This is a genomic window from Variovorax pasteuri (assembly GCF_051216435.1).
In the GTDB taxonomy this organism is placed as follows: domain Bacteria; phylum Pseudomonadota; class Gammaproteobacteria; order Burkholderiales; family Burkholderiaceae_C; genus Variovorax.
Map to the genome: position 1 here is coordinate 336,045 of NZ_JBPJZS010000008.1, position 21,715 is coordinate 357,759.

The following is a 21,715-nucleotide window of genomic DNA, read 5'->3' on the forward strand; positions in this document are numbered from 1 at the left end:
CCGCTACCAGCGCAGCAACCGCGGTCCCAGCAAGGCCCCCGCCAGCACCGGCACGGCAATCCCGCTCACGTACCAGACCGCGAGGAACGGCGCGGTGAGCTCCATGCAATGCAGCGCGTAGACCGAGGCCCCCATGCCACCGGCCAACGCCCCCGCCGCGGCCCCCGCCAGCGCGGGCCGCGTGGGTGCCAGCCCCTTGAGCGCCACCATCGTGGCAGCGAACACCGGCAGCGCCATCAGCCCGATGCTCAGCGCGCAGATGCGCCATGATTGCCCCATCAGCGAGGGCATGCGCTCTTCCATCGGCACGGTGAACCACGCGATCACCGCCAGTGCCCACACACCGAGCACCGGCAGCGCGGCCCCCAGCCATGCCCGGTGGGCCTCGACGCCCGGCCGCGCGAGCCGCTGCACCGCCACGAAGCCGGCGGCGGCAATGCACAGCGGGAACAGCACCTTGACCCAGAACATCGGCCAGAACATGGCTTGGACGATGTCGCGCCGCATTCCGTATTCGGCAAACAGGATGAACAACGAGACCGGCAACCCCGCCAGCACGGCCCAGCCGATGCGCCGGCTCGCGCTGCGGCGCGGCACCGCCACATCGCCGGTGGCGAGCATCGCCACGAGGTCGTCGGTCTTCATGCGGCGCCTCCCCAGCTGTGGCCGAAGCGCGCGGCCAAGGCCTTCAGGCCCCGGTGGATGCCCACCTTCACCGCCGACTCGGACATGCCCGTCAGGCTCGCGGTCTCGGCCACCGACAGCCCCTGGATCTTCACGTGCACGATCGGCAGGCGCTGGCGCTCGGGCAGGGTGTCGAGCAGTCCGCTCAGGTCGCGCTTCGCGTCGCTGGCGTCCTCGGCCGACGCGGCGAACACCGCGAGATCGTCGTCCAGCGGGTCATGCAGGTCGTCGCGAACAGACTTGGCGCGCAGCAGGTCGATCATCTTGTAGCGCGCAATCGCGTGCACCCAGGCCGTCAGCGGCTGGTCGCTCTGGTAGGTGTGGCGCTGGTTGTGCATGGCGAGCAAACATTCCTGGACGAGGTCTTCCACTTCATCGGGCCAGCCAAAGAGGCGCTTGCCCAGAAAGGCGCGCAGGTGCGCGGCGAGTTGCTGCAGGAAGTCGCGGTAGGCCTTGGCGTCGCCGTCGAGGCCGCGAAGGAACAGGCTGCGCAGCGCCGCTTCCACGTCGCTCAAGTTCGTCCTGCTGCCTACGGTGTTTCGTGCCATCCGGTCGGCCGGTTACAGCCTCGTCGAAAAAAGATTTCGGGCCATTGTGCCGAAGCCGTCCGCTTGCAAGCACTACACGCCATCGGTACATTGTGTTTTTTGAGGGCCACCAATGTCTGCAGACAGCACAACGATCCCTTCGACGACGCCGTCGGTGCCGCTCACGCCACCGGCCGGTGCCACCTCCCTCCCCTCGGCCCCTCCCCTGCATGCCTCGTCCTCGACCGGGCACATCCGGCTGACCTCGCACGCCGGCGGCTTCGGCGCGCTGCCCATCCGCTGGGGCGCGGCCACGCCCACCGAGCGCGGACCGGTGGTCGGCACCACCACCAAGCGGGCGCACCGCAACGTGATCGGCACGCACAGCGGCTCCTACAGCGTGTACCGCGCGCTGGCCGTGGCGGCCGGGGCGCTCAAGCGCGAGCACAAGGCCGACCTCACCAACACCGCGCCCACCGACGTGATCGGCCCGTACCCGCAGTGGAGCGAGCCCGGACGCATCGTCTCGCTCGACCCCTGGGGCGCGCTGGTGGCCGACGTGTTCTCCACCGAGCTGGCGGCCGGCTACGACATCCGCCCCACCATCGCAATCACCAAGGCCCACGTGATCCTGCCCGAGGTGATCGAAGCGCTGCAGAGCGGGCGCCTGAAGGCCGACGGCCACTTCCTCACCGCCGGCGGCGCCGCGATGGTGACCAAGGCCGCCATCGAACCCGTGTGGTACCTGCCCGAGGTGGCGCGCCGCTTCGGCTGCTCCGAGAACGACCTGCGCCGCACGCTGTTCGAGGAAACCGGCGGCATGTACCCCGAGCTGGTCACGCGCTCCGACCTCGAGGTGTTCCTGCCGCCCATCGGCGGGCAGACGCTCTACATCTTCGGCAATCCGCGCGACCTGGCCAACCCGCAGGTGGAGCTCACCGCGCGCATCCACGACGAATGCAACGGCTCCGACGTGTTCGGCTCCGACATCTGCACCTGCCGGCCCTACCTCACGCATGCCATCGAGGAGTGCATCCAGGGCGCGCAGCGCGGCGGCGTGGGCCTCATCGCCTACTCGCGCAAGGAAGGCCGGGCGCTGGGCGAAGTGACCAAGTTCCTGGTCTACAACGCACGCAAGCGGCAGGTCGGCGGCGACACGGCCGACCAGTATTTCGCGCGCACCGAGTGCGTGGCCGGCGTGCAGGACATGCGCTTCCAGGAGCTGATGCCCGACGTCTTCCACTGGCTGGGCATCCAGAAAATCCATCGGCTCGTGTCGATGAGCAACATGAAGTTCGACGCGATCACCGGCTCGGGCATCGAGATCGGCGAGCGCGTGAACATTCCCGACGCGCTGATTCCGGCGGACGCCCGCGTCGAGATGGACGCCAAGATGGCCGCCGGCTATTTCACCCCCGGCCCGGTGCCGGACGCAGAAGAACTGAAAAAGGCCAAGGGCCGCGGACTCACTGAATGACCACCAGCAACAACACCGACCCCCACATGCCCGTCGACGGTTCCGGCAGCCTGCCGCCCGGCGGCGCGGGCAAGGTCGACCCCGCCACCGAATTCACCGCCGACACCAGCCACCCGGCCGGTGCGGCGAGCCTGCTGCGCACCACGGCGGCCATCCGCCAGCGTGCGGGCGCCCTGCTGGCACGCGCGCGCAACGGCGAATCGCAGTGGTTTCGCATCGGCGGCAGCGACACGCTCGAAGACACGGCGCGCACCGTCGCCGAGGTCACGCGCGAGCGCTATCCGTGGGACACCATCCCGTACCACAGCCGCTGGCGCCACTTCGAGGCCGGCAGCATCAACCGCATCGAAGAACTCGACACGCTGATGGGCGAATCCGATGCGCGCACGCGCGCTCGCGCCCACATCGACCTTGTGCTGGTCAGCGTGCTGCTCGACGCCGGCGCCGGTCCCGACTGGCACTACACCGAATCGGCCACGGGCGAACGCTTCACCCGTTCCGAAGGCCTGGGCGTGGCCAGCTACCACGCGTTCATGAGCGGCCTGTTCTCCTCGAACCCCGAGCGTCCCTACCAGGTGGACGCAGCCGGCCTGCGCGGCCTCGTGGCCGACCGGCTGGGCGACGCCTTCCAGGTCAGCGAGGCCAATCCACTGGTCGGCCTGGCAGGCCGCGCCATGCTGCTGCGCCGGCTGGGCGAGGCCATGAGCGAGCAGCCCGAGACCTTTGGCGACGACGGCCGCCCCGGCAAGCTGTTCGACGCGCTGGTGGGCCCCTACGGCCCGGCCGCGCCGCCCACGGCCGAGGTCACGGCGCACCAGATCCTGTCGCTGCTGCTGGAAACCCTCTCGCGCATCTGGCCCTCGGCCAATGCGGTGGACAGCATCGCGGCCGACGGCAGCGACAGCGCGGCGGGCATCGGCTCGGGCGACCCCGCGCTGGCGCTGGGCGACTGCTGGCGCCACAGCGCGGTGCGCGGCCCCGGCCTGACCAACGGCTGGATGCCGTTCCACAAGCTGTCGCAATGGCTCACGTATTCGCTGCTCGAACCTTTCGAATGGGCGGGCGTGAAGGTGCGCCATCTCGATGCGCTCACGGCCCTTCCCGAATACCGCAACGGCGGCCTGCTGATCGACAGCGGCGTGATCGTGCCGAAGGATCCGGCCTTTCTCACCCGTACCTGGAAAGCCAGCGACGAATTCATCGTCGAATGGCGCGCGCTGACGGTGGCGCTGCTCGACGAGGTGGCGCCGCGCGTGCGCAAGGTGCTCGACCGCACGGAAGAAGAGCTGCCGCTGGCCTGCGTGCTCGAAGGCGGCACCTGGGCCGCGGGCCGCGCACTGGCACAGCGTTTGCGTGATGGTGCTCCGCCTCTGCTGATCGAGAGCGACGGCACCGTCTTTTAGACTCCAGGGTTCTCTCACCAGCAACGCCACACACAATTCCAATGAGCAACGTCCACCTCGTCAACCATCCCCTCGTCCAGCACAAGCTCACGCTGATGCGCCGCAAGGACGCGTCGACCAACAGTTTTCGCCGGCTCCTGAACGAAATCAGCATGTTGATGGCCTACGAGGTCACGCGCGACATGCCGATGCAGGACATCGAGGTCGAGACCCCGCTCGAAACGATGCAGGCCAAGGTCATCGACGGCAAGAAGCTGGTGCTGGTGTCCATTCTTCGCGCCGGCACGGGCATCCTGGACGGCATGCTGACCGTGGTGCCCGGTGCGCGCGTGGGCCACATCGGCTTGTACCGCGACCCCAAGACGCTGACGGCCGTGGAGTACTACTTCAAGATGCCCGGCGAAATGGACAGCCGCGACGTGATCGTGGTCGACCCGATGCTGGCCACCGGCAACTCGGCCGTGGCCGCGGTCGAGCGCCTGAAGGAGCTCAACCCCAAGTCGATCAAGTTCGTCTGCCTGCTGACCTGCCCCGAGGGCGTGGCGACGATGCAGAAGGCGCACCCCGACGTGCCGATCTACACCGCCGCGATCGACCGCGAGCTGGACAGCCACGGCTACATCCTGCCGGGCCTGGGCGACGCCGGCGACCGGATCTTCGGCACGAAATAGGGCTCGCCCCCAGGCTGCGCGGCACTTCGTGTCCGCTTCGCCTTCCCCCTGCCGGGGGCGACACCTGAGGCCCGGCGAAGCCGGTTCCTCGGTGTCTCTGGAAGGGGGCCGGGGCCGGGCGCTGCGCGCCCGAGCCCAGGGCAAACGGGCATGGGGATTGCAGCGCAGGTTCTTTCAATAAACCGAGGAGAAGACCGTGACAGCACGTCGTCAATTGATCATTCGTTCCGTCGCCGTTGCCGCGGCAATCGCGGCCGGCGCGCCCGGCCTGGCGCTTGCGCAGGCCAAATTGAAGGTGGCGGCGGTGTACACCGTGCCCTTCGAACAGCAATGGGTGGGCCGCATCCACAAGGCGCTGAAGGCGGCCGAGGCGCGCGGCGAGATCGAATACAAGGCCACGGAGAACGTCAGCAACGCCGACTACGAGCGCGTGATGCGCGAGTACGCCACCGGCGGCAACCAGCTGATCCTGGGCGAGGTGTTCGGCGTGGAAGCGGCGGCGCGCAAGGTCGCGAAAGATTTCCCCAAGGTCGCCTTCCTGATGGGCTCGTCGCTCAAGCCGCAGGCACCCAACTTCAGCGTGTTCGACAACTACATCCAGGAGCCGGCCTACCTGAGCGGCATGGTGGCGGGCGGCATGACCAAGAGCAACCGCATCGGCATGGTCGGCGGCTTCCCCATTCCCGAGGTCAACCGCCTGATGAACGCGTTCATGGCCGGCGCCAAGGAAACCAACCCGAAGGTCGAGTTCAGCGTGAGCTTCATCAACAGCTGGTTCGACCCGCCCAAGGCCAAGGAAGCGGCCTTCGCCATGATCGACAAGGGCGCCGACGTGATGTACGCCGAGCGCTTCGGTGTGTCCGACGCCGCCAAGGAAAAGGGCAAGCTCGCCATCGGCAACGTGATCGACACGCAGGCCCAGTACCCCGACACGGTGGTCGCCTCGGCCCTGTGGAACTTCGAGCCCGCGGCCGACCGCGCGATCAAGCTCGTGAAGGAAGGCAAGTTCGCGGCCGAAGACTACGGCGTGTATGCGCAGATGAAGAACAAGGGCTCCGAGCTGGCGCCGCTGGGCACCTTCGAGAAAAAGGTGCCGGCCGACATCGTTGCCAAGGTGAAGGCCAAACAGGCCGACATCCTCGCCGGCAAGTTCACCGTGAAGGTGGACGACAGCCAACCCAAGTCCACCGCCAAGTAAGCGTCGCCGTGCCCATGAAACGTTCGCGATGGCAGATCGCAGGCCAAGCCGTGGCTGTCGCGGCGTTGACGATCGGGCTGGCCGCGTGTGAGCGCGAGCCGGCGGGCACGGCCGCCCCGGTGGCGGCTGCCGCACCGCCTGCGCCGGCAGCTTCGGCCTCTGCACCCGCTGCACCGGCTGCGGCAGCTGCACCGGTCGGCATTCCGGCCGCCCTGCAGGAGCGCGCCGACGCCTTGCTGGCCGCGCACCGCCAGATGGTCGTGCTGATGACCGGCGAGCGTGCGCTCGGCGCGGCCGACAAGCGCGCGGTGAGCGCGGTCGGGCAGATGCTGTTCCACGACATGCAGGAGCGCCAGCGCGCACTGATCGCACAGGCCGGCGAAATGACCGACCCCGCCACGGTGCCTGCACTGAACGCGCTGCTGGACCGCATCGAGAGCGAGCCAAGCTGGTTCGACGCGGACCGCCTGGCGTTCAAGGAGTTTCTGGGCGAGCTGAGCACGCGCTACGGCCAGGCGCAATCGCTGCCCGGCCTGAAGCTCGGCCGCCGCGCCAGCGAAGACCTGGCCGTGCTCGCCGAGATCGAGCAGGCCTACGACCGCGAACTCAAGGACGTGTTCGGCCGCTTCGCGCAACGCGGCATCGAGCCCCAACGCGAAAAATGGGCCGACTACGTGGCCAAGCTGCAGGGCCTGTATTCGCGCGACCAGATCCTCAAGGACTTCGGCACCATCGTGCCCTACACACTGCCCACAGGCGGCGCCAAGGAAAAGGAAGGCGGCGACACCCGCGAGATCTTCGGCACCTCGCTGCCGCCCAAGACCGTGGTGCTGACCTTCGACGACGGCCCGCATGCGAAGCACACCGACGAGATCCTCGAGATCCTGAAGCGCTACGACGCGCCGGCCATCTTCTTCGAGCTGGGCCAGAACCTGGGCAAGCTCGACGCGCAAGGCAAGGCGCAGCTGGGCGCCAACGGCGCGGTCGCCAGGCGCGTGCTGGCCGCGGGCCACACGCTGGCCAACCACAGCTTCAGCCACGGCATGATGGCCAAGATGAGCGATGACGCGGTGCGCACCGAGGCCACGGAAACCGAGGCGCTGCTCGACGCCACCGGCCGGCCGCAGTCCACGCTGTTCCGCTTTCCCTACGGCGCGCGCAACGAAGACAAGCTCAGCACGGTCGAGGCGCTCAAGCTGCGCTCGATGCTCTGGACCGTCGACTCGATGGACTGGGCAGACCCGGTGCCCAAGTCGATCGCCGACCGCGTGCTGGCCGAGGTCGACAAGGCCAAGCGCGGCGTGATCCTGTTCCACGACATCCAGGGCCGCACCGTGCAGGCGCTGCCCACGGTGCTCGACCAGCTGGTGGCCGACGGCTACCGCTTCGCCACCTGGCGCGACGGCAAGTTCGTCGTCAACGCGCCCAAGCGCCCGGCGCCCGACGACGGCGTGGCCGCCGCGGGCGACACGCTCTACCGCGAGAGCCATGCGCTGGTGATCGGCATCGACAAGTACGCCAAGTGGCCCGGCCTGCACCATGCGGTTCCCGACGCCAAGTCGATGGAGCAGTTGCTGGTCACGCGCTTCGGCTTCAAGCCCGAGAACGTCACGGCGCTGTACGACGGCGATGCCACGCGCGCCAACATCCTGCGCGCGCTGAACGACAAGCTCACCGACAACAAGCGCGTGAAACGCGACGACCGCGTGCTGGTGTTCTTCGCCGGCCACGGCAGCACCCGCAAGCTCGCCAGCGGGCGCGACGTGGGCTACATCGTGCCGGTCGACGCGCAGCTGGACGACCTTGCCTCCGACGCCATCTCGATGCCGCAGTTGCAGGAAGTGGCCGAGGCGCTGTCGGCCAAGCATGTGCTGTTTCTGGTGGACGCCTGCTACTCGGGGCTGGGCCTCACACGCGGGGGTGCGCCGCAGGGCAGCAAGAACTTCCTGAGCGACAACGCGCGGCGCATCGGCCGCCAGATGCTCACCGCGGGCGGCGCCGACCAGCAGGTGGCCGACGACGGCCCCGGCGGCCATTCGGTCTTCACCTGGACCATGCTGCAGGCGCTGTCGGGCAAGGCCGACCTGAACGGCGACGGCGTCATCACGGGCACCGAACTCGCGGCCTACGTGGCGCCGGCGGTGTCCGCCATCGCCCGGCAGACGCCGGCCTTCGGCAGCCTGCCGGGCTCCGAGGGCGGCGAGTTCGTGTTCGAGCTGCCCGCGGAGCGCGAAGGCCTCAGCGGCGACAGCCTGCAGCTCGACGCCGCCGCCAGCCAGGTCAACAAGCGCATCGACGAGGCCAACGAGCAGGCGGTGCATGCCGTGCAGGCCGCCAAGGCGCCGAAGGCTGGTACGGCCGGTACAGCCGGTGCAGCCACCCCGGCTGCCATCGAGGTGGTGGTGAAGAACCTGGAAGGCGCCGACGCCAAGCTCACCATGCCCGCCGCCGCGCCGGTGTCGCCCCGCGTGGCGGCCCAGCGCGCCAACGACCGGGGCCTTCAGCTGTACCGCGAGCGCCGCTACGACGAGGCCGAAGCCGCGTTCACCGAGGCGCTGAAGCTGCAGCCCAAGTTCGCCTTGGCCGCCAACAACCTCGGCTTCGTGTACTTCAAGCGCGGCAAGCCGGTGGAAGCCGCACGCTGGTTCGAGCAGGCCATCGACATGGACGGCAGCCGCGCGCTGGCCTACCTGAACCTGGGCGACGCCTACCTGCAGGCCGGCAACGACGCCAAGGCGCTGGCCGCGTACACCACCTTCGTCGGCCTGGCGCCCAAGCATCCGCGCATCGCGGCGCTGCAGGCCTGGATCGCCACGCCCGATGCCGCGCATCGCCCTCAACTTCCGCCCACGAACTCATGACGAACACTTCCTTGCTCCAGCGCCTTCGCGGTCCGTTGTCCGCCGCGTTCATCGCCGCCATGCTCACGGGCTGCGCCGGCGTCTACCGGTCCGACGTCGTCAGCATCAACAGCAGCACGCGGCTCGACGACACGCCGCGCATCGCGGTGCTCTCGGCCTTCGAGCCCGAGCTCAAGCTGCTGCTCACGCGCCTGCAAGGCCCGGTGAAGCACAGCGTGAACGGCGTTGCGTTCACCACCGGCACGCTCGAAGGCAAGCCGGTGGTGCTGTTCCTCTCGGGCATCAGCATGACGAACGCGACCATGAACACGCAGCTGGTGCTCAACCGCTTTCGCGTGACGAACATCGTGTTCAGCGGCATCGCCGGCGGCGTGAACCCGCAGCTGCATGTGGGCGACGTCACGGTGCCGGCCCAATGGGGCCAGTACCTCGAGGTGCTGATGGCGCGCGAGACCGCGCCGGGCAAGTTCAGCGCCCCGCCCTTCATCACCGACGCCACGCTGCCCAATTTCGGAATGATGTTCCCGCGCCCGGTCGAAGTGCGCTCGGCGGCCAAGCCGGACATCGTTCGCAAGTTCTGGTTCGAGGCCGACCCGAAGATGCTCGAGGTGGCGCGCAGCATCCGCAACGTCGAGCTGGCCAACTGCGGCGCCGGCAAGTGCCTGCCGCGCAAGCCCCAGCTGGTGGTGGGCGGCAACGGCGTGTCGGGCCAGGCCTTCATGGACAACAAGGCCTACCGCGAATACACCTACAAGACCTTCCAGGCCAACGTGCTCGACATGGAGACCGCGGCGGTGGGCATGGTCGCCTACAGCAACGGCGTGCCCTACATCGCCTTCCGCTCGCTCAGCGACCTTGCGGGCGGCGGCGACGGCGAGAACGAGATGGGCACCTTCATGAGCATCGCGGCGGACAACTCCGCCAAGGTCATGCTGGCCTTCCTTGCCGCCTGGAAGTGACGGCGGCGCCCCCTCGCGCCATGCGACCCGTTCGACTTGTCCTGCTTCCGGGCATGGACGGCACGGGCGATCTGTTCGAGCCGCTGAAGGCGGCCATGGGGCCGGACGCGGACATCGACGTGCTGCGCTATTCGGGCACCCAACCGCAGGGCTATGCCGAACTGGAACCGCTCGTGCGCGCGCAGTTGCCCGAAGGGCAGCCCTTCGTGCTGCTCGGCGAATCGTTCTCGGGCCCGCTGGCCATCTCGATCGCGGCCGCGCCGCCCCCGGGCCTGCGCGGCCTCGTCCTGTGCTGCAGCTTCGCCCGCAGCCCCTCGCCCGGGCTGGCGCTGCTGCGCGGCGGCCTGCTCGGGCTGACGATGAAGCTGCTGCACCTGAGCGCCATGCGCACACCCATGCGCCACATGCTGCTGCGCCGCTTCGCCGACCCGCATCTCGCCGGGCTGCTGCAAGGCTCGCTGCAGAAGGTGTCGGGCGCCGTCATGGCGCACCGCATGAAGGAAGTGCAGCGGGTGAACGTGGTCGACAAGCTGGCGAGGGTGCGCGTACCCTCGATGTACCTGCAGGCCATGCAGGACCGCATCGTTCCCGCCCAGGCGGCCCGCGTGATCCAGCGTGCACTGCCGGGTCTGCGCGTCGAGCGCTTCGAAGGTCCGCACGGCCTGCTGCAAGCCGCGCCGCTCGCCACGGCGCGGGCCATCGACAACTTTTGCCGCGAGCTCGGAGATCCCGTGCCCGCCCCTCCATGAACACCACCGTGCTCCGGCTCGCAGGCATCACCAAGCGCTTCGGCAGCCTGGTGGCCAACAACGCCATTTCCCTCGACCTGCAGGCCGGCGAGGTGCTTGCGCTGCTCGGCGAGAACGGCGCGGGCAAGTCGACGCTGATGTCGATCCTGTTCGGCCACTACGTCGCCGATGAAGGCGGCATCGAGGTCTTCGGCGCGCCCCTGCCCCCGGGCAACCCCAAGGCCGCGCTCGCCGCCGGCGTGGGCATGGTGCACCAGCACTTCACGCTGGCCGACAACCTGAGCGTGCTCGACAACGTGATGATGGGCACCGAGCCGCTGTGGCGCCCGGTGTCGCGCCGCGCGGCCGCGCGCGAGCGGCTGCTCGACGTGGCGCGGCGCTTCGGCCTGCCGGTGCAGCCCGACGCGAAGATCGGCAGCCTCTCGGTGGGCGAGCGCCAGCGGGTGGAAATACTGAAGGCGCTGTACCGCGGCGCGCGCATCCTGATCCTGGACGAACCGACCGCCGTGCTCACGCCGCAGGAGAGCGAGGCGCTGTTCGCCACGCTCGCGCAGATGGTGGCGCAGGGCCTGTCGGTCATCTTCATCAGCCACAAGCTCGGCGAAGTGCTGCGCGTATCGCACCGCGTGGCCGTGCTGCGCGGCGGCAAGCTGGTGGCGCAGGCGCGCACGGCCGACACCACGCAGGCGCAGCTGGCGCTGTGGATGGTCGGGCATGCGGTCGAGGCGCCGCAGCGGCGGCCGGCCCAGCGCGTGGGCGATGCGGTCTGCGTGCTCGACCATGTGAGCACCGCGTCGGCCAAGGATGGCGGACAAGACCGGCTTCGCGAGGTGTCGCTGACGCTGCGCGCCGGCGAAATCACCGCCATTGCGGGCGTCTCCGGCAACGGACAGGTGGCGCTGGCCGAGCTGCTGTGCGGCACGCGCCGTGCCGTGTCGGGCACCGCGCAACTGATGGGCCGTGCCCTGCCGCCCTCGCCCGCCCGGCTGGTGCAGCGCGGCGTGGCGCGCATTCCCGAAGACCGCCATGCGGTCGGCGTGGTCGGCGACTTGCCGGTGTGGGAGAACGCGGTGTCCGAGCGCCTGCGCAGCCCGGTGTTCTCGCGCTGGTCGTGGATCGTGAAGCGCGCCGCCGCCCGCCTGCATGCCCGGCGCATCGAGAAGGCGTTCGACGTGCGCGGTGCCGGCCTGATGGCGCCGGCCCGTTCGCTCTCCGGCGGAAACATGCAGAAGCTGATTCTGGGGCGCGCCCTGCTGGCGCCCGAGCAGCCCGAAGCAGCCAACGGCGGCGACAACAAGAAGTACCCCAACCGCGCGCCGCGCCTGATCGTTGCGCACCAGCCGACCTGGGGCCTGGACATCGGCGCGGTCGCCTACGTGCAGCAGCAGCTGATTGCCGCGCGCGACGCCGGCGCGGCGGTGCTGGTGATTTCCGACGACCTCGACGAAGTGCTCGCGCTCGGCGACCGCGTGGCGGTGATGCACGGCGGGCACCTGGGCGATGCACGGCCGGCCGCGGCCTGGACGCGCGAAGCCATCGGCCTGGCGATGGCCGGCGCAACGGCAACTCAACCCAAGGGAGCCGCGCCATGATGCGACTCGAACGACGCCACGAAACCTCACGCGCCGCGCTGGTGCTGGCACCCATCGGCGCGGTCGTCTTCACCATGGCGGTCAGCGCGCTGCTGGTGCTGTGGGCCGGTGCGCCGGTCGGCCGCACCTATGCGCTGCTGCTGCAGGGCGGCTTCGGCTCGGTGTTCGCGTGGAGCGAGACGCTGACGCGCGCGATTCCGCTGATCCTCACGGGGCTGGCGGCCACGGTCGCCTTCAAGGCGCGGCTCTTCAACATCGGTGCCGAAGGCCAGCTCTACGCGGGGGCGCTGGCCGCGGTCGCCGTGGGCGGCATGCACGGCGGCACGGGCTTCGAGCTGTCGCCATGGCTGCTGTTCCCGCTCATGATGCTGGCGGCAGCCGTGGCGGGCGCGCTCATGCTGCTGGGCCCGGCGCTGATGAAGAACAAGCTGGGCGTCGACGAGGTGGTGACCACGCTGCTGATCAACTTCATCGTGCTGCTGGGCGTGTCGGCGCTGCTCGACGGGCCGATGAAGGACCCGAGCGCCATGGGCTGGCCGCAGAGCGTGTCGCTGCAGCCAGACCTGGAACTGGGCAAGCTCATTGCGCAGACGCGCGTGCACACCGGGCTGCTGTGGGCCGTGTCGCTCGCGGTGATGGTGTGGGCCGTCTTCAAGTACACGGTGCTGGGTTTCGACATTCGCGCCGTCGGCGCCAACGCACGCGCCGCGGCGTTCGCGGGCGTGCCGGTGACGCGCACCGTGGTGTTGGTGGCGCTGCTCTCGGGCGCGCTGGCCGGGCTGGCGGGCGCCATCGAGGTGGCCGGCCGCACGAGCTACGTCACGCTCGACATGTCGCCGGGCTACGGCTACACCGGCATCGTCATCGCGATGCTGGCGGGCTTGCATCCGCTGGGCGTGATCGCGGCCGGCGTGTTCGTGGCGGGCGTGCTGGTCGGCGCCGACACCATGAGCCGCGCGGTCGGCGTGCCGACGTACATCGCGGACGTGATCGTGGCGGCCTCGCTGATCGCGGTGCTGGTGGCGACGCTGCTCACGCAGTACCGGGTGAGGATGAAGCAATGAGCGCAGCCTTGGCATCTTCGGCCTTGCCCCTTCCCCTTCCGGGGGAAGGCTGGGATGGGGGCATCGGCCTCCACTGCGAGCGCCGCTTGCCCCTACCCCAACCCTCCCCCAAAGGGGGAGGGAGAAACGCACCATGACCGACCTTCTCGACATCCTCGCCAACCCCGCCTTCTGGGTCGCGGTGTTGCGCATCGCCACGCCGCTCATCCTAGGCACCCTGGGCGTCTTGCTGTGCGAACGTGCGGGCGTGCTCAACCTCGGCATCGAAGGGATCATGGTCGCGGGTGCGTTCACCGGCTGGCTCGCCGTGTATGCGGGCGCGCCCCTGTGGATGGGCGTGGGCGTGGCCGCGCTCACGGGCATGGCGTTCGGCCTGCTGCACGCCTTTCTCACGGTCGGGCTCGCGCTGTCGCAGCACGTGTCGGGCCTGGGCATCACGCTGCTGGCGACGTCGCTGAGCTACTTCGGCTACCGCGTGAGCTTTCCGAAGGTGAACACGCCGCCCACCATCACGCCCTTCGCGCCGATGGACTGGCTGCCGATACCGATCCTCAACGCGCAGACCGCGCTCACGCTCTTCGCGCTGCTGCTGGTGCCGGTGGTCGGCTGGCTGCTGTACCGCACGCCGCTCGGCCTGGCGCTGCGCATGGTCGGCGAGAACCCGCAGGCGGCCGAGAGCCAGGGCGTGTCGGTGGCAGCCACGCGCACCGGCGCCATCGTGGCGGGCTCTGCGCTGATGGGCATGGCGGGCTCCTTCCTTACGCTGTCGGCCTTCAACGCCTTCTTCTTCAACATGGTGAACGGCCGCGGCTGGATCTGCGTGGCGCTGGTGGTGTTCGCCTCGTGGCGGCCGGGCAAGGCCCTGCTGGGCGCGCTGCTGTTCGCCTTCTTCGATGCGCTGCAACTGCGGCTGCAACAATCGGGCGACGCCGTGCTGCCCTACCAGCTCTACCTGATGCTGCCGTACCTGCTGTCGATCCTGGCGCTGGTGCTGGTGGCGCGCAAGGCCAGCTATCCGCAGGCGCTGATGAAGCCTTACCGCAAGGGGGAACGCTGACGATGAAGACAACCGCCACCACGCTGCTCGCCGCGCTGCTGACGCTGTGCGGCACTGGGGCCCATGCGCTGGGCAGCGACTACAGCTACGAGACCTTCAAGACGCCCGACGCCGTCAGTTGGGTGCAGCTGTGCGGCACCTGGGGCAAGGACCACCAGGGCACCTACCGCGTGGTGCATGCCGACCAGTACGCGCAGTCGTTCCTGTACGTGCAGTGGATGACGCGCGACGCCAACGGCGGCCTGCATGCCGAGCACACGGTCGCCATCGCCGAGCTCGACAACGACCATGCGGAAGTGGCGCTGTCGGAGCTGACCTGCCGCTCGACGCCGCGCGGCATCGTCGTGACGGCGAAGGCCGATTCGGGGCACGACGACAAGCTGCGGCGCGTGACGATCGAGGTGGGGCCGGCGCCTGGGCAGTACCGGTACCGGGCGCAGAGGACGCGTTGACGCGCGCTGCGTGCATGAACTGCCCGTAAGCCAAGCGCCGATCGCGGCGGAAAATACCGATCACCCCGTCCTCCAGAGACCCCCACGATGCTCGACCTCCTCATCACCAACGCCACCCTCCCCGACGGCCGCACCGGCATGTCGATTGCCGTGCAGGACGGGCGCATCGCCGAAGTGACCGAGGGCCTGGCCGCCCCGGCGCACGAAACGCTAGACGCGCAGGGCCTGCTGCTCGCGCCGCATTTCGTCGACCCGCACTTCCACATGGACGCCACGCTCAGCTACGGCCTGCCGCGCGTCAACCAGAGCGGCACGCTGCTCGAAGGCATCGCACTGTGGGGCGAGCTGAAGCCGCTGCTCACGGCCGACGCGCTCATCGAGCGTGCCCTGGCGTACTGCGACTGGGCGGTGGCCAAGGGCCTGCTGGCCGTGCGCACGCACGTGGACACCAGCGACCCGAGCCTGCTGGCGGTCGATGCGCTGCTCGAGGTCAAGCGCCAGGTGGCGCCGTACCTCGACCTGCAGCTGGTCGCGTTCCCGCAGGACGGCGTGCTGCGCTCGCCCGGTGGCGTCGAGAACATCGAGCGCGCGCTCGACCGGGGCGTGGACGTGGTCGGCGGCATTCCGCACTTCGAACGCACCATGGCCGACGGTGCCGCCAGCGTGAAGCTGCTGTGCGAAATGGCGGCCGCGCGCGGCAAGCTGGTCGACATGCACTGCGACGAATCGGACGACCCGCTCTCGCGCCACATCGAGACGCTGGCCTTCGAGGCGCAGCGCCTGGGCCTGCAGGGCCGCGTGACGGGCTCGCACTGCACCTCGATGCACTCAATGGACAACTACTACGTGAGCAAGCTGCTGCCGCTCATCGCGCAAAGCGGCGTGGCGGTCATTGCCAACCCGCTCATCAACATCACGCTGCAGGGCCGCCACGACACCTACCCCAAGCGCCGCGGCATGACGCGCGTGCCCGAGCTGATGGCCGCAGGCGTGAACGTCGCCTTCGGCCACGACTGCGTGATGGACCCCTGGTACGGCATGGGCTCCGGCGACATGCTCGAAGTGGCGCACATGGGCCTGCATGTGGCGCAGATGACCAGCCAGGCCGGCATTCGCCAGTGCTTCGAGGCCGTGACCACGAACGCGGCGCGCGCGATGCACCTGGAGGGCTACGGCATCGCGGCGGGCTGCGAGGCCAGCTTCGTGTTGCTGCAGGCGCGCGACCCGGTCGAGGCGATCCGGCTGCGCGCCACGCGGCTGAAGGTGTTCCGCAAGGGCAGGCTGCTGGCGGAAACGCCGGCGGCCACGGCGAGCCTGCACCTGGCGGGGCGCGACGCCGCAACGAGCTGGATGGCGCCGAAGCGCGCCGGCTGAACGAGGCCGTCAGCCAGGCGGCAACGGCAGCCGCAGGCGTGCATGCAGGCCCTCGCCCGGGGGTGTCTCCAGCTCGAGCCGACCGCCATGCGCCTGCGCGATGCGCTGCACGATGGCCAGGCCGAGCCCCGCACCTGCCGTCCCGCCGCGATCTGCATTGCCACGGCGGAACGCCTGCTTGAGGGCATCCGCCTCGGTCGGGTCGATGCCGTCGCCGTGGTCGGCGACTTCGACCATCGCCTCCTGCCCCGCCACGCGCGTCGACAGCGTGACCGGCGCCCGGCCGTGGCGCCAGGCGTTCTCGATCAGGTTGCCGATGGCGCGCTGCATGGCTTGCTGGCGCAGCGGCAGCGTGGGCACACCGCCCAGTTGCAGCGCCAGGGGCCGGCCATGGTCGGCGCTGGCCGCGCCCAGCGCCCGGGCCATGTCGTCGAGCGATGTCGGCACCGGGAGCTCGTCGCCATCGCCGCGCGCAAAGTCGAGGAACTGGCCGACGATGGCATCCATTTCTTCCACGCTGCGCGTCATGCTGCCCACGAGCTCGGGCTCCATGCGGTCGCGCAATATTTCCACGCCCAGGCGCAGCTTGGTGAGCGGTGTGCGCAGGTCGTGCGAGATACCGGCCAGCATCAGGGCGCGCTCGCGCTCGGTCTGGCGCAGGCTGCCGACCAATTGATTGAAGCTGCGGCTCACGGTCGCGACTTCGGTGGGGCCGTCTTCGGGCAGCGGCATGGGCTCTCGGCCCGCCGCCAGCGTCTGCGCGGCCTCCATCACGCGCACCAGCGGCCGGTTGAGCCGGCGCTGGAACCAAAGCGCGCCCGCCAGCGCGAGCAACGCGCTCCCTACCGATACCGCCACCAGCGCACCCGTGAATTCGCGCGCGGGCAAAAGGCCGGGCATCACGACCCAGTGCTCGCTGCCGTCGAGCGTGAGCCGCAGCGCCAGGCCGCCGTCGGGCTCGCGGCGCCACACGGCCTCCACGCCCTGGCTCGCGATGCGCGCCGAGACCGAGCGCACGAAGCCGCGCTCCAGCGGCGTGAGCAGCGCGCGCGGGCCGCGCGCGTTGTCGGCGCGGCCAGCCGTCGCCTGCTGGTTGAACCCCTCCACGAATGCCGGCCGCTGGGCCGGCGGCAGTGCCAGCATGCCCGCGCGGATGGCAGCCACGTTGCGCGCCACGCTCTCGGCAATCTGGTCCAGCCGTGGCTTGATGACCATTTCGCGCAACAGCAAGCCGCCGCCGATCTGGCCCAGCGCGATGAGCAGCACGAGCAGCAGCGCGTTGCGCCCGAACAGGCTGCGTGGAAAGAGCTTCATGGCACGAACAGGTAACCCACGCCCCAGACCGTGCGAATGTGGCGCGGCTGCGCGGAATCGGCCTCGATGAGCTTGCGCAGGCGCATGACCTGCACGTCGATGCTGCGGTCGGTGGCCTCGTGCTCGCGGCCGTGGGCCAGTTCGATCAGGCGCTCGCGCCCCAGCGGCCGGTTGGCGTTGAGCGCCAGCGCCTGGAGCAGCGAAAACTCACCGGTGGTCAGGGGGATGTCTTCTTTGGCGCCCTCCACCTCGCGCTCGAGGCGTCGCTCGCCAAGGTGCAGCGTGAAGGCGCCGAAGCGCACGCTCTCGTGCACCGGCGCCGGCCCGGTGTGCGCGCCCAGCATGCGCTGGCGCCGCACCAGCGCCTGGATGCGCGCCAGCAACTCGCGCGGGTTGAAGGGCTTCGGCAGGTAGTCGTCGGCGCCCATCTCGAGGCCGACGATGCGGTCGACCGGGTCGCCGCGCGCGGTCAGCATCAGGATGGGAATGGTCTCGCCCTGCGCGCGCAGCCGGCGGCACACGGCCAGGCCGTCTTCGCCGGGCATCATGACGTCGAGCACCAGCACGTCGAAGCGCTCGCGCGCGAGCAGCTTGTCGAGTGGCTGGGCGCTCTCGACGGTGCGCACGGCATAGCCCTGGTCGCCGAGGTAGCGCTGCAGCAGCGCGCGCAGGTCGGCTTCGTCGTCGGCAATCAGGATGCGGGCCAGCGCTTCGGTCATGCGGCGAATCGTAACGGCGGCCGCCCTGCCCGGTCGCGCGGGAATTCATGACAAACGATGACAGAGCCCCGGACAGGCGCTCACGGATTGTCATGAACGCACCGCGCTGCGCCATGGTTGGCTCACATCTCCCGGCCACAGTCGCTTTCACGGCTTCGCGAGGTGCGCGGCCGGCACTGCAAGGAGCCTTGACCATGAAGCGCGTTCTTTCCCTGTCCACTTCCGCCGCGCTGGCCGGCGTGCTGCTGGCGGCGGCCTTCACGGCCACCGAGGCTGGCGCGGCCAGTCGGCATGTCGTGCGGCCCAACGCCGCGGGAGGCACCACCGCCACGAACATGCGCGCGGTACGCGGGCCCGGCGCAGGCTATGCGGCCCGCGCCGGCACGACCTCGGTCAACCCCGACGGCTCGGCCAGCCACCGCAGTGGCTTCGCTGCAGCCGGCACGCGCGGCAGCGTGGAGAGCAGCGGCAGCGCGAGCCGCGACGCGTCGGGCAACGTGACCCAGAGCCGCAGCACCACCGCCACCAGCGCCGCCACCGGCAACAGCGTGCAGAGCAGCACGAGCTACAACAGCGGCACCGGCCTGACGCACAGCGCCACCTGCTACAGCGCCGCCGGCGCGGTCATCCCCTGCCGTTGATGCAAGGAAGCATGCCCATGACAACCCGCCACGTCGTGCCGCTGCTGTTCGCGGCCGTGTCCTTCGCCGCCTGCGCCCAGGCGCCCGATGCCGGCCGCGCCCAACAGATGCGCGCCGAGCTGCACAAGCGCTTCGGCGCCGCCGACACCAATGTCGATGGCCGCCTCACGCGCGACGAAGCACGCGGCAAGATGCCGTGGGTCTACCGCAACTTCGACGCCATCGACAGCGCCCGCGCGGGCAGCGTGACGATGGCGCAGATCGAGGCCTATGCCGTGACCCAGCAACGCAACAGCCGGCAGAAATAGCATGTCCTTCGACCTGATCCGCGAGTCGATGGGGCCGGACATCGCGCTGTGGCTGGGCGGCCTGCTCATCCTCGTGCTGGCCGCAGCCACGCTCGAAGGCCTGGTGCAGAGCTTCGTGCGGCGCCAGGCCTACGACTGGCGCGCCTACGCTGCCTCGCTGGCCGACGCGGTGGGCCGGCGCTCGGTCGATGCGCTGGGCCTGTCGATTGCCGCGCCAGTGCTGGCCTGGGCGCACGCGCACCGGGTCGACACCATTTCGCTGTCGACGCCCGCAGCCTTCGCACTGCTCTTCGTGGGGCAGGAGTTCTGCTACTACTGGTATCACCGCGCGGCGCACCGCGTGCGCTGGTTCTGGGCCACGCACGCGGTGCATCACTCGCCCAACGAACTCACGCTGGCCGCCGCGCTGCGCCTGGGCTGGACGGGCAAGCTCACCGGCACGGCCCTGTTCTTCGCGCCGCTGGTGTGGCTGGGCTTTGCGCCGCTGGCGGTGGTGGCCACGCTGGCGGCCAACCTGCTCTACCAGTTCTGGCTGCACGCGCCGTGGATGCCGCGCCTGGGGCCGCTCGAATGGGTGCTGAACACGCCGACGCACCACAAGGTGCATCACGCGTCGAACCCGGAGTACCTCGACCGCAACTACGGCGGCGTGTTGATCGTGTTCGACCGGATGTTCGGCACCTTCGCTGCCGAGCGCGAAGACGTGGCGCTGCGCTCCGGCCTCACCGCGCCGCTGCGCACCCACAACCCGTTGCGCATCGCCTTCCACGAATGGGCGAACCTGGGCCGCGACCTCTGGAAGGCCGACGGCTGGCGCGCGAAAATCTCCACCCTCTTCGGTCCTCCGGGAGCTTCGTCATGACACATCTGCTGCGGATCTGCGCGGCCTGGCTGGGCATGCTGGCCTTCTTTCCGGCGATGGCGCAGCAAGTTGGCGCGCCGGTCGCCCCCTCCGGCGTGCAAAGGCTTGTCGACTTGCCCTATGGCCCCGATGCACGCCAGCGCATGGACGTCTACCTGCCACCGAACGCACGCCACGCCCCGGTGCTCGTGATGGTCCACGGCGGCGCGTGGATGTTCGGCAACAAGGCAGCCGCCCCGGTGGTCGACCTGAAGATCGAGCACTGGGTGCGCGACCAGGGCTTCATCCTGGTGTCGGTGGGCTACCGCTTCGTGCCGCAGGTCGACGTGATGCAGCAGGCTCAGGACGTGGCGCGCGCGGTGGCCGCTGCGCAGGCAAGCGCGCCTTCGTGGGGTGGCGATGCGGGCCGCTTCGTGCTCATGGGCCATTCGGCCGGCGCGCACCTTGTGGCGCTGATCAGTGCATCGCCCGACATCGCGCGGCAGCAAGGCGCACGCCCGTGGCTCGGCACCGTGGCGCTCGACAGCGCTGCGCTGGACACTGCGGCACTGATGCAACGTCGCCACATGCCCTTCTACGACCGGGTGTTCGGCAACGACCCCGCCTACTGGCGTACCGTGTCGCCCACCGACGCTCTTGCGCCTGGTGCAGCACCGATGCTGCTGGTGTGCTCGACCCAGCGGCGCGACGGCTCGTGCACGCAGGCGAATCAATTCGCGACCCGGGCCGCGGCAATGGGTGGCCGCGCGGAGGTCGTGCCTGAAGACCTCTCGCACGCGCAGATCGACGCGGAACTGGGCCTGCCGGGCGCATACACGGCGGCGGTGGACGCGTTCATCCGGTCGCTGCGCAAGGCGCCGGGCGAACGCCAGGTCCTGTGAACAGGCCCTAGGCCACGCGATCCGGTTGCGGCTCGGGCGCCAGTTGCTGCGCAAGCGCCTGCAGCGCCTCGCCCACCGGCTGCTCCACCTTCAGCGTGAGCAACTCGTCGGCCCGCGTGCGCCCCAGGTTCACCACCGCCACAGGCTTGCCCGCCGCGGCCGCGGCCTGCACGAAGCGAAAGCCCGAATACACCATCAGCGACGAGCCGGCCACCAGCACCGCATCGGCTGCTTCGAGCGCCGCGAAGGCGGCCGTGACGCGCTCCTTCGGCACGTTCTCGCCGAAGAACACCACGTCGGGCTTGAGCAGGCCGCCGCAGTGGGCGCAGGCGGGCACGTCGAAAGCGGAGAAGTCGTGGCCTTCAAGGTCGGCATCGCCGTCCGGCGCGGCGCGGGCTTCGAGTGCGGCCCAGTGCGGGTTGCGCTCGCGCAGTGCCAGCTGCAGATCGGCGCGCGTGGTGCGCCGCTCGCAGCCCATGCAACGCACGGTGTCGATGCGCCCGTGGAGGTCGATGGCGCCCCGGCTGCCGGCGGCCTCGTGGAGGCCGTCGACGTTCTGTGTGAGCAGCAGGCCCACGCGCCCGGCCGCTTCGAGCTGCGCCAGCGCGCGGTGCGCCGCACCGGGTCGGGCACCGGCCATCGTCGGCCAGCCGATCAGGCTGCGCGCCCAGTAGCGGCGGCGGGTGGACTCCTCGCCCATGAACGCCTGGTAGGTGACGGGCGACGGGCGCTTCCATTCGCCCTTCACATCGCGGTAGTCGGGAATGCCCGATTCGGTGCTGCACCCCGCGCCGGTGAGCACGAAGAGCTTGCGGTGGCGGGTGGCGAAGTCGGCGAGCGCGGCGGCTGGAGCGGTCATGCGGGCAGCATAAGTCGGCGGCCTGATTCCTGCTAAGAGCCCTGTTCTTACCCGTCCGCGGAG

The 21,715-nt window shown here is 69.9% G+C and carries 21 protein-coding genes; 16 read left to right on the plus strand and 5 right to left on the minus strand.

From position 1 onward, the window contains the following. Nucleotides 1-3: 3 nt before the first annotated feature. Both ACSFBM_RS26460 and ACSFBM_RS26465 read right to left on the minus strand, forming a co-directional pair. On the minus strand, nucleotides 4-645 hold the full coding sequence (locus ACSFBM_RS26460; protein WP_435487061.1) for a DUF1109 domain-containing protein: 642 nt from the start codon (nucleotides 643-645) through the stop codon (nucleotides 4-6). Continuing rightward, nucleotides 642-1,232 carry a sigma-70 family RNA polymerase sigma factor gene (locus ACSFBM_RS26465; RefSeq protein ID WP_435487062.1) on the minus strand — a complete coding sequence of 197 codons (591 nt, stop codon included), beginning with the start codon at nucleotides 1,230-1,232 and terminating at the stop codon, nucleotides 642-644. Before ACSFBM_RS26465 ends, ACSFBM_RS26460 begins: the two co-directional genes overlap by 4 nt. A gap of 112 nt (nucleotides 1,233-1,344) precedes the next feature. On the opposite strand from ACSFBM_RS26465, the gene ACSFBM_RS26470 reads away from it, so the two are divergent. The 12 genes from ACSFBM_RS26470 to ACSFBM_RS26525 all read left to right on the plus strand — a co-directional run bounded on the left by ACSFBM_RS26470 (nucleotide 1,345) and on the right by ACSFBM_RS26525 (nucleotide 16,068). Further along, on the plus strand, nucleotides 1,345-2,688 hold the full coding sequence (locus tag ACSFBM_RS26470; protein ID WP_435487063.1) for a GTP cyclohydrolase II: 1,344 nt from the start codon (nucleotides 1,345-1,347) through the stop codon (nucleotides 2,686-2,688). Further along, a complete protein-coding gene (locus tag ACSFBM_RS26475) occupies nucleotides 2,685-4,091 on the plus strand; it encodes a URC4/urg3 family protein (protein WP_435487064.1) in 1,407 nt (468 codons plus the stop codon). The genes ACSFBM_RS26470 and ACSFBM_RS26475 overlap by 4 nt, the downstream gene beginning before the upstream one ends. 41 nt (nucleotides 4,092-4,132) lie before the next feature. Beyond that, on the plus strand, nucleotides 4,133-4,762 hold the full coding sequence (gene upp / locus ACSFBM_RS26480; RefSeq protein ID WP_187110530.1) for a uracil phosphoribosyltransferase: 630 nt from the start codon (nucleotides 4,133-4,135) through the stop codon (nucleotides 4,760-4,762). 196 nt (nucleotides 4,763-4,958) lie between these two features. Continuing rightward, complete coding sequence (locus ACSFBM_RS26485; protein ID WP_435487065.1) at nucleotides 4,959-5,960, plus strand: BMP family protein; 1,002 nt, start codon at nucleotides 4,959-4,961, stop codon at nucleotides 5,958-5,960. A 14-nt stretch (nucleotides 5,961-5,974) separates the two neighbouring features. Further along, nucleotides 5,975-8,821: a polysaccharide deacetylase family protein gene (locus ACSFBM_RS26490; RefSeq protein ID WP_435487066.1), complete on the plus strand. Its 2,847-nt coding sequence runs from the start codon at nucleotides 5,975-5,977 to the stop codon at nucleotides 8,819-8,821. Continuing rightward, the gene (locus ACSFBM_RS26495; RefSeq protein WP_435487067.1) at nucleotides 8,818-9,780 is read left to right on the plus strand and encodes a 5'-methylthioadenosine/S-adenosylhomocysteine nucleosidase; all 963 of its coding nucleotides are present in this window, start codon (nucleotides 8,818-8,820) and stop codon (nucleotides 9,778-9,780) included. The genes ACSFBM_RS26490 and ACSFBM_RS26495 overlap by 4 nt, the downstream gene beginning before the upstream one ends. A gap of 20 nt (nucleotides 9,781-9,800) precedes the next feature. After that, a complete protein-coding gene (locus tag ACSFBM_RS26500; RefSeq protein WP_435487068.1) occupies nucleotides 9,801-10,529 on the plus strand; it encodes an alpha/beta fold hydrolase in 729 nt (242 codons plus the stop codon). Continuing rightward, nucleotides 10,526-12,121, plus strand: coding sequence for an ABC transporter ATP-binding protein (locus tag ACSFBM_RS26505; protein ID WP_435487069.1), 1,596 nt, complete (start codon nucleotides 10,526-10,528; stop codon nucleotides 12,119-12,121). Before ACSFBM_RS26500 ends, ACSFBM_RS26505 begins: the two co-directional genes overlap by 4 nt. Next, nucleotides 12,121-13,185 (plus strand): ABC transporter permease, encoded by a 1,065-nt coding sequence (locus tag ACSFBM_RS26510; RefSeq protein WP_435487096.1) that lies wholly within the window; start codon nucleotides 12,121-12,123, stop codon nucleotides 13,183-13,185. The genes ACSFBM_RS26505 and ACSFBM_RS26510 overlap by 1 nt, the downstream gene beginning before the upstream one ends. 133 nt (nucleotides 13,186-13,318) lie before the next feature. After that, nucleotides 13,319-14,242 (plus strand): ABC transporter permease, encoded by a 924-nt coding sequence (locus tag ACSFBM_RS26515; RefSeq protein WP_435487070.1) that lies wholly within the window; start codon nucleotides 13,319-13,321, stop codon nucleotides 14,240-14,242. Between the two features lie 2 nt (nucleotides 14,243-14,244). Continuing rightward, on the plus strand, nucleotides 14,245-14,694 hold the full coding sequence (locus ACSFBM_RS26520; protein WP_435487071.1) for a hypothetical protein: 450 nt from the start codon (nucleotides 14,245-14,247) through the stop codon (nucleotides 14,692-14,694). Between the two features lie 87 nt (nucleotides 14,695-14,781). Next, nucleotides 14,782-16,068: an amidohydrolase family protein gene (locus tag ACSFBM_RS26525; protein WP_435487072.1), complete on the plus strand. Its 1,287-nt coding sequence runs from the start codon at nucleotides 14,782-14,784 to the stop codon at nucleotides 16,066-16,068. A gap of 9 nt (nucleotides 16,069-16,077) precedes the next feature. Here ACSFBM_RS26525 and ACSFBM_RS26530 read toward each other — a convergent pair whose 3' ends face one another. Both ACSFBM_RS26530 and ompR read right to left on the minus strand, forming a co-directional pair. Further along, the gene (locus ACSFBM_RS26530; RefSeq protein WP_435487073.1) at nucleotides 16,078-17,382 is read right to left on the minus strand and encodes an ATP-binding protein; all 1,305 of its coding nucleotides are present in this window, start codon (nucleotides 17,380-17,382) and stop codon (nucleotides 16,078-16,080) included. Beyond that, nucleotides 17,379-18,101, minus strand: a complete 723-nt coding sequence (gene ompR, locus ACSFBM_RS26535; RefSeq protein WP_435487074.1) for an osmolarity response regulator transcription factor OmpR — start codon at nucleotides 18,099-18,101, stop codon at nucleotides 17,379-17,381. The genes ACSFBM_RS26530 and ompR overlap by 4 nt, the downstream gene beginning before the upstream one ends. Before the next feature lie 194 nt (nucleotides 18,102-18,295). Between ompR and ACSFBM_RS26540 the strand changes: the two genes are divergently transcribed. The 4 genes from ACSFBM_RS26540 to ACSFBM_RS26555 are packed head-to-tail and all read left to right on the plus strand — an operon-like array spanning nucleotide 18,296 to nucleotide 20,793. Then, entirely contained in the window at nucleotides 18,296-18,742 is a 447-nt protein-coding gene (locus ACSFBM_RS26540) for a hypothetical protein (RefSeq protein WP_435487075.1), read from the plus strand. A 17-nt stretch (nucleotides 18,743-18,759) separates the two neighbouring features. Beyond that, complete coding sequence (locus tag ACSFBM_RS26545; protein ID WP_435487076.1) at nucleotides 18,760-19,050, plus strand: EF-hand domain-containing protein; 291 nt, start codon at nucleotides 18,760-18,762, stop codon at nucleotides 19,048-19,050. Nucleotide 19,051: 1 nt separating this feature from the next. After that, the gene (locus ACSFBM_RS26550; protein ID WP_435487077.1) at nucleotides 19,052-19,912 is read left to right on the plus strand and encodes a sterol desaturase family protein; all 861 of its coding nucleotides are present in this window, start codon (nucleotides 19,052-19,054) and stop codon (nucleotides 19,910-19,912) included. Further along, nucleotides 19,909-20,793: an alpha/beta hydrolase gene (locus tag ACSFBM_RS26555; RefSeq protein WP_435487078.1), complete on the plus strand. Its 885-nt coding sequence runs from the start codon at nucleotides 19,909-19,911 to the stop codon at nucleotides 20,791-20,793. Before ACSFBM_RS26550 ends, ACSFBM_RS26555 begins: the two co-directional genes overlap by 4 nt. Nucleotides 20,794-20,800: 7 nt before the next feature. On the opposite strand, the gene ACSFBM_RS26560 is transcribed toward ACSFBM_RS26555, so the two are convergent. Beyond that, on the minus strand, nucleotides 20,801-21,652 hold the full coding sequence (locus ACSFBM_RS26560) for an NAD-dependent protein deacetylase (RefSeq protein ID WP_435487079.1): 852 nt from the start codon (nucleotides 21,650-21,652) through the stop codon (nucleotides 20,801-20,803). Nucleotides 21,653-21,715 lie beyond the last annotated feature (63 nt).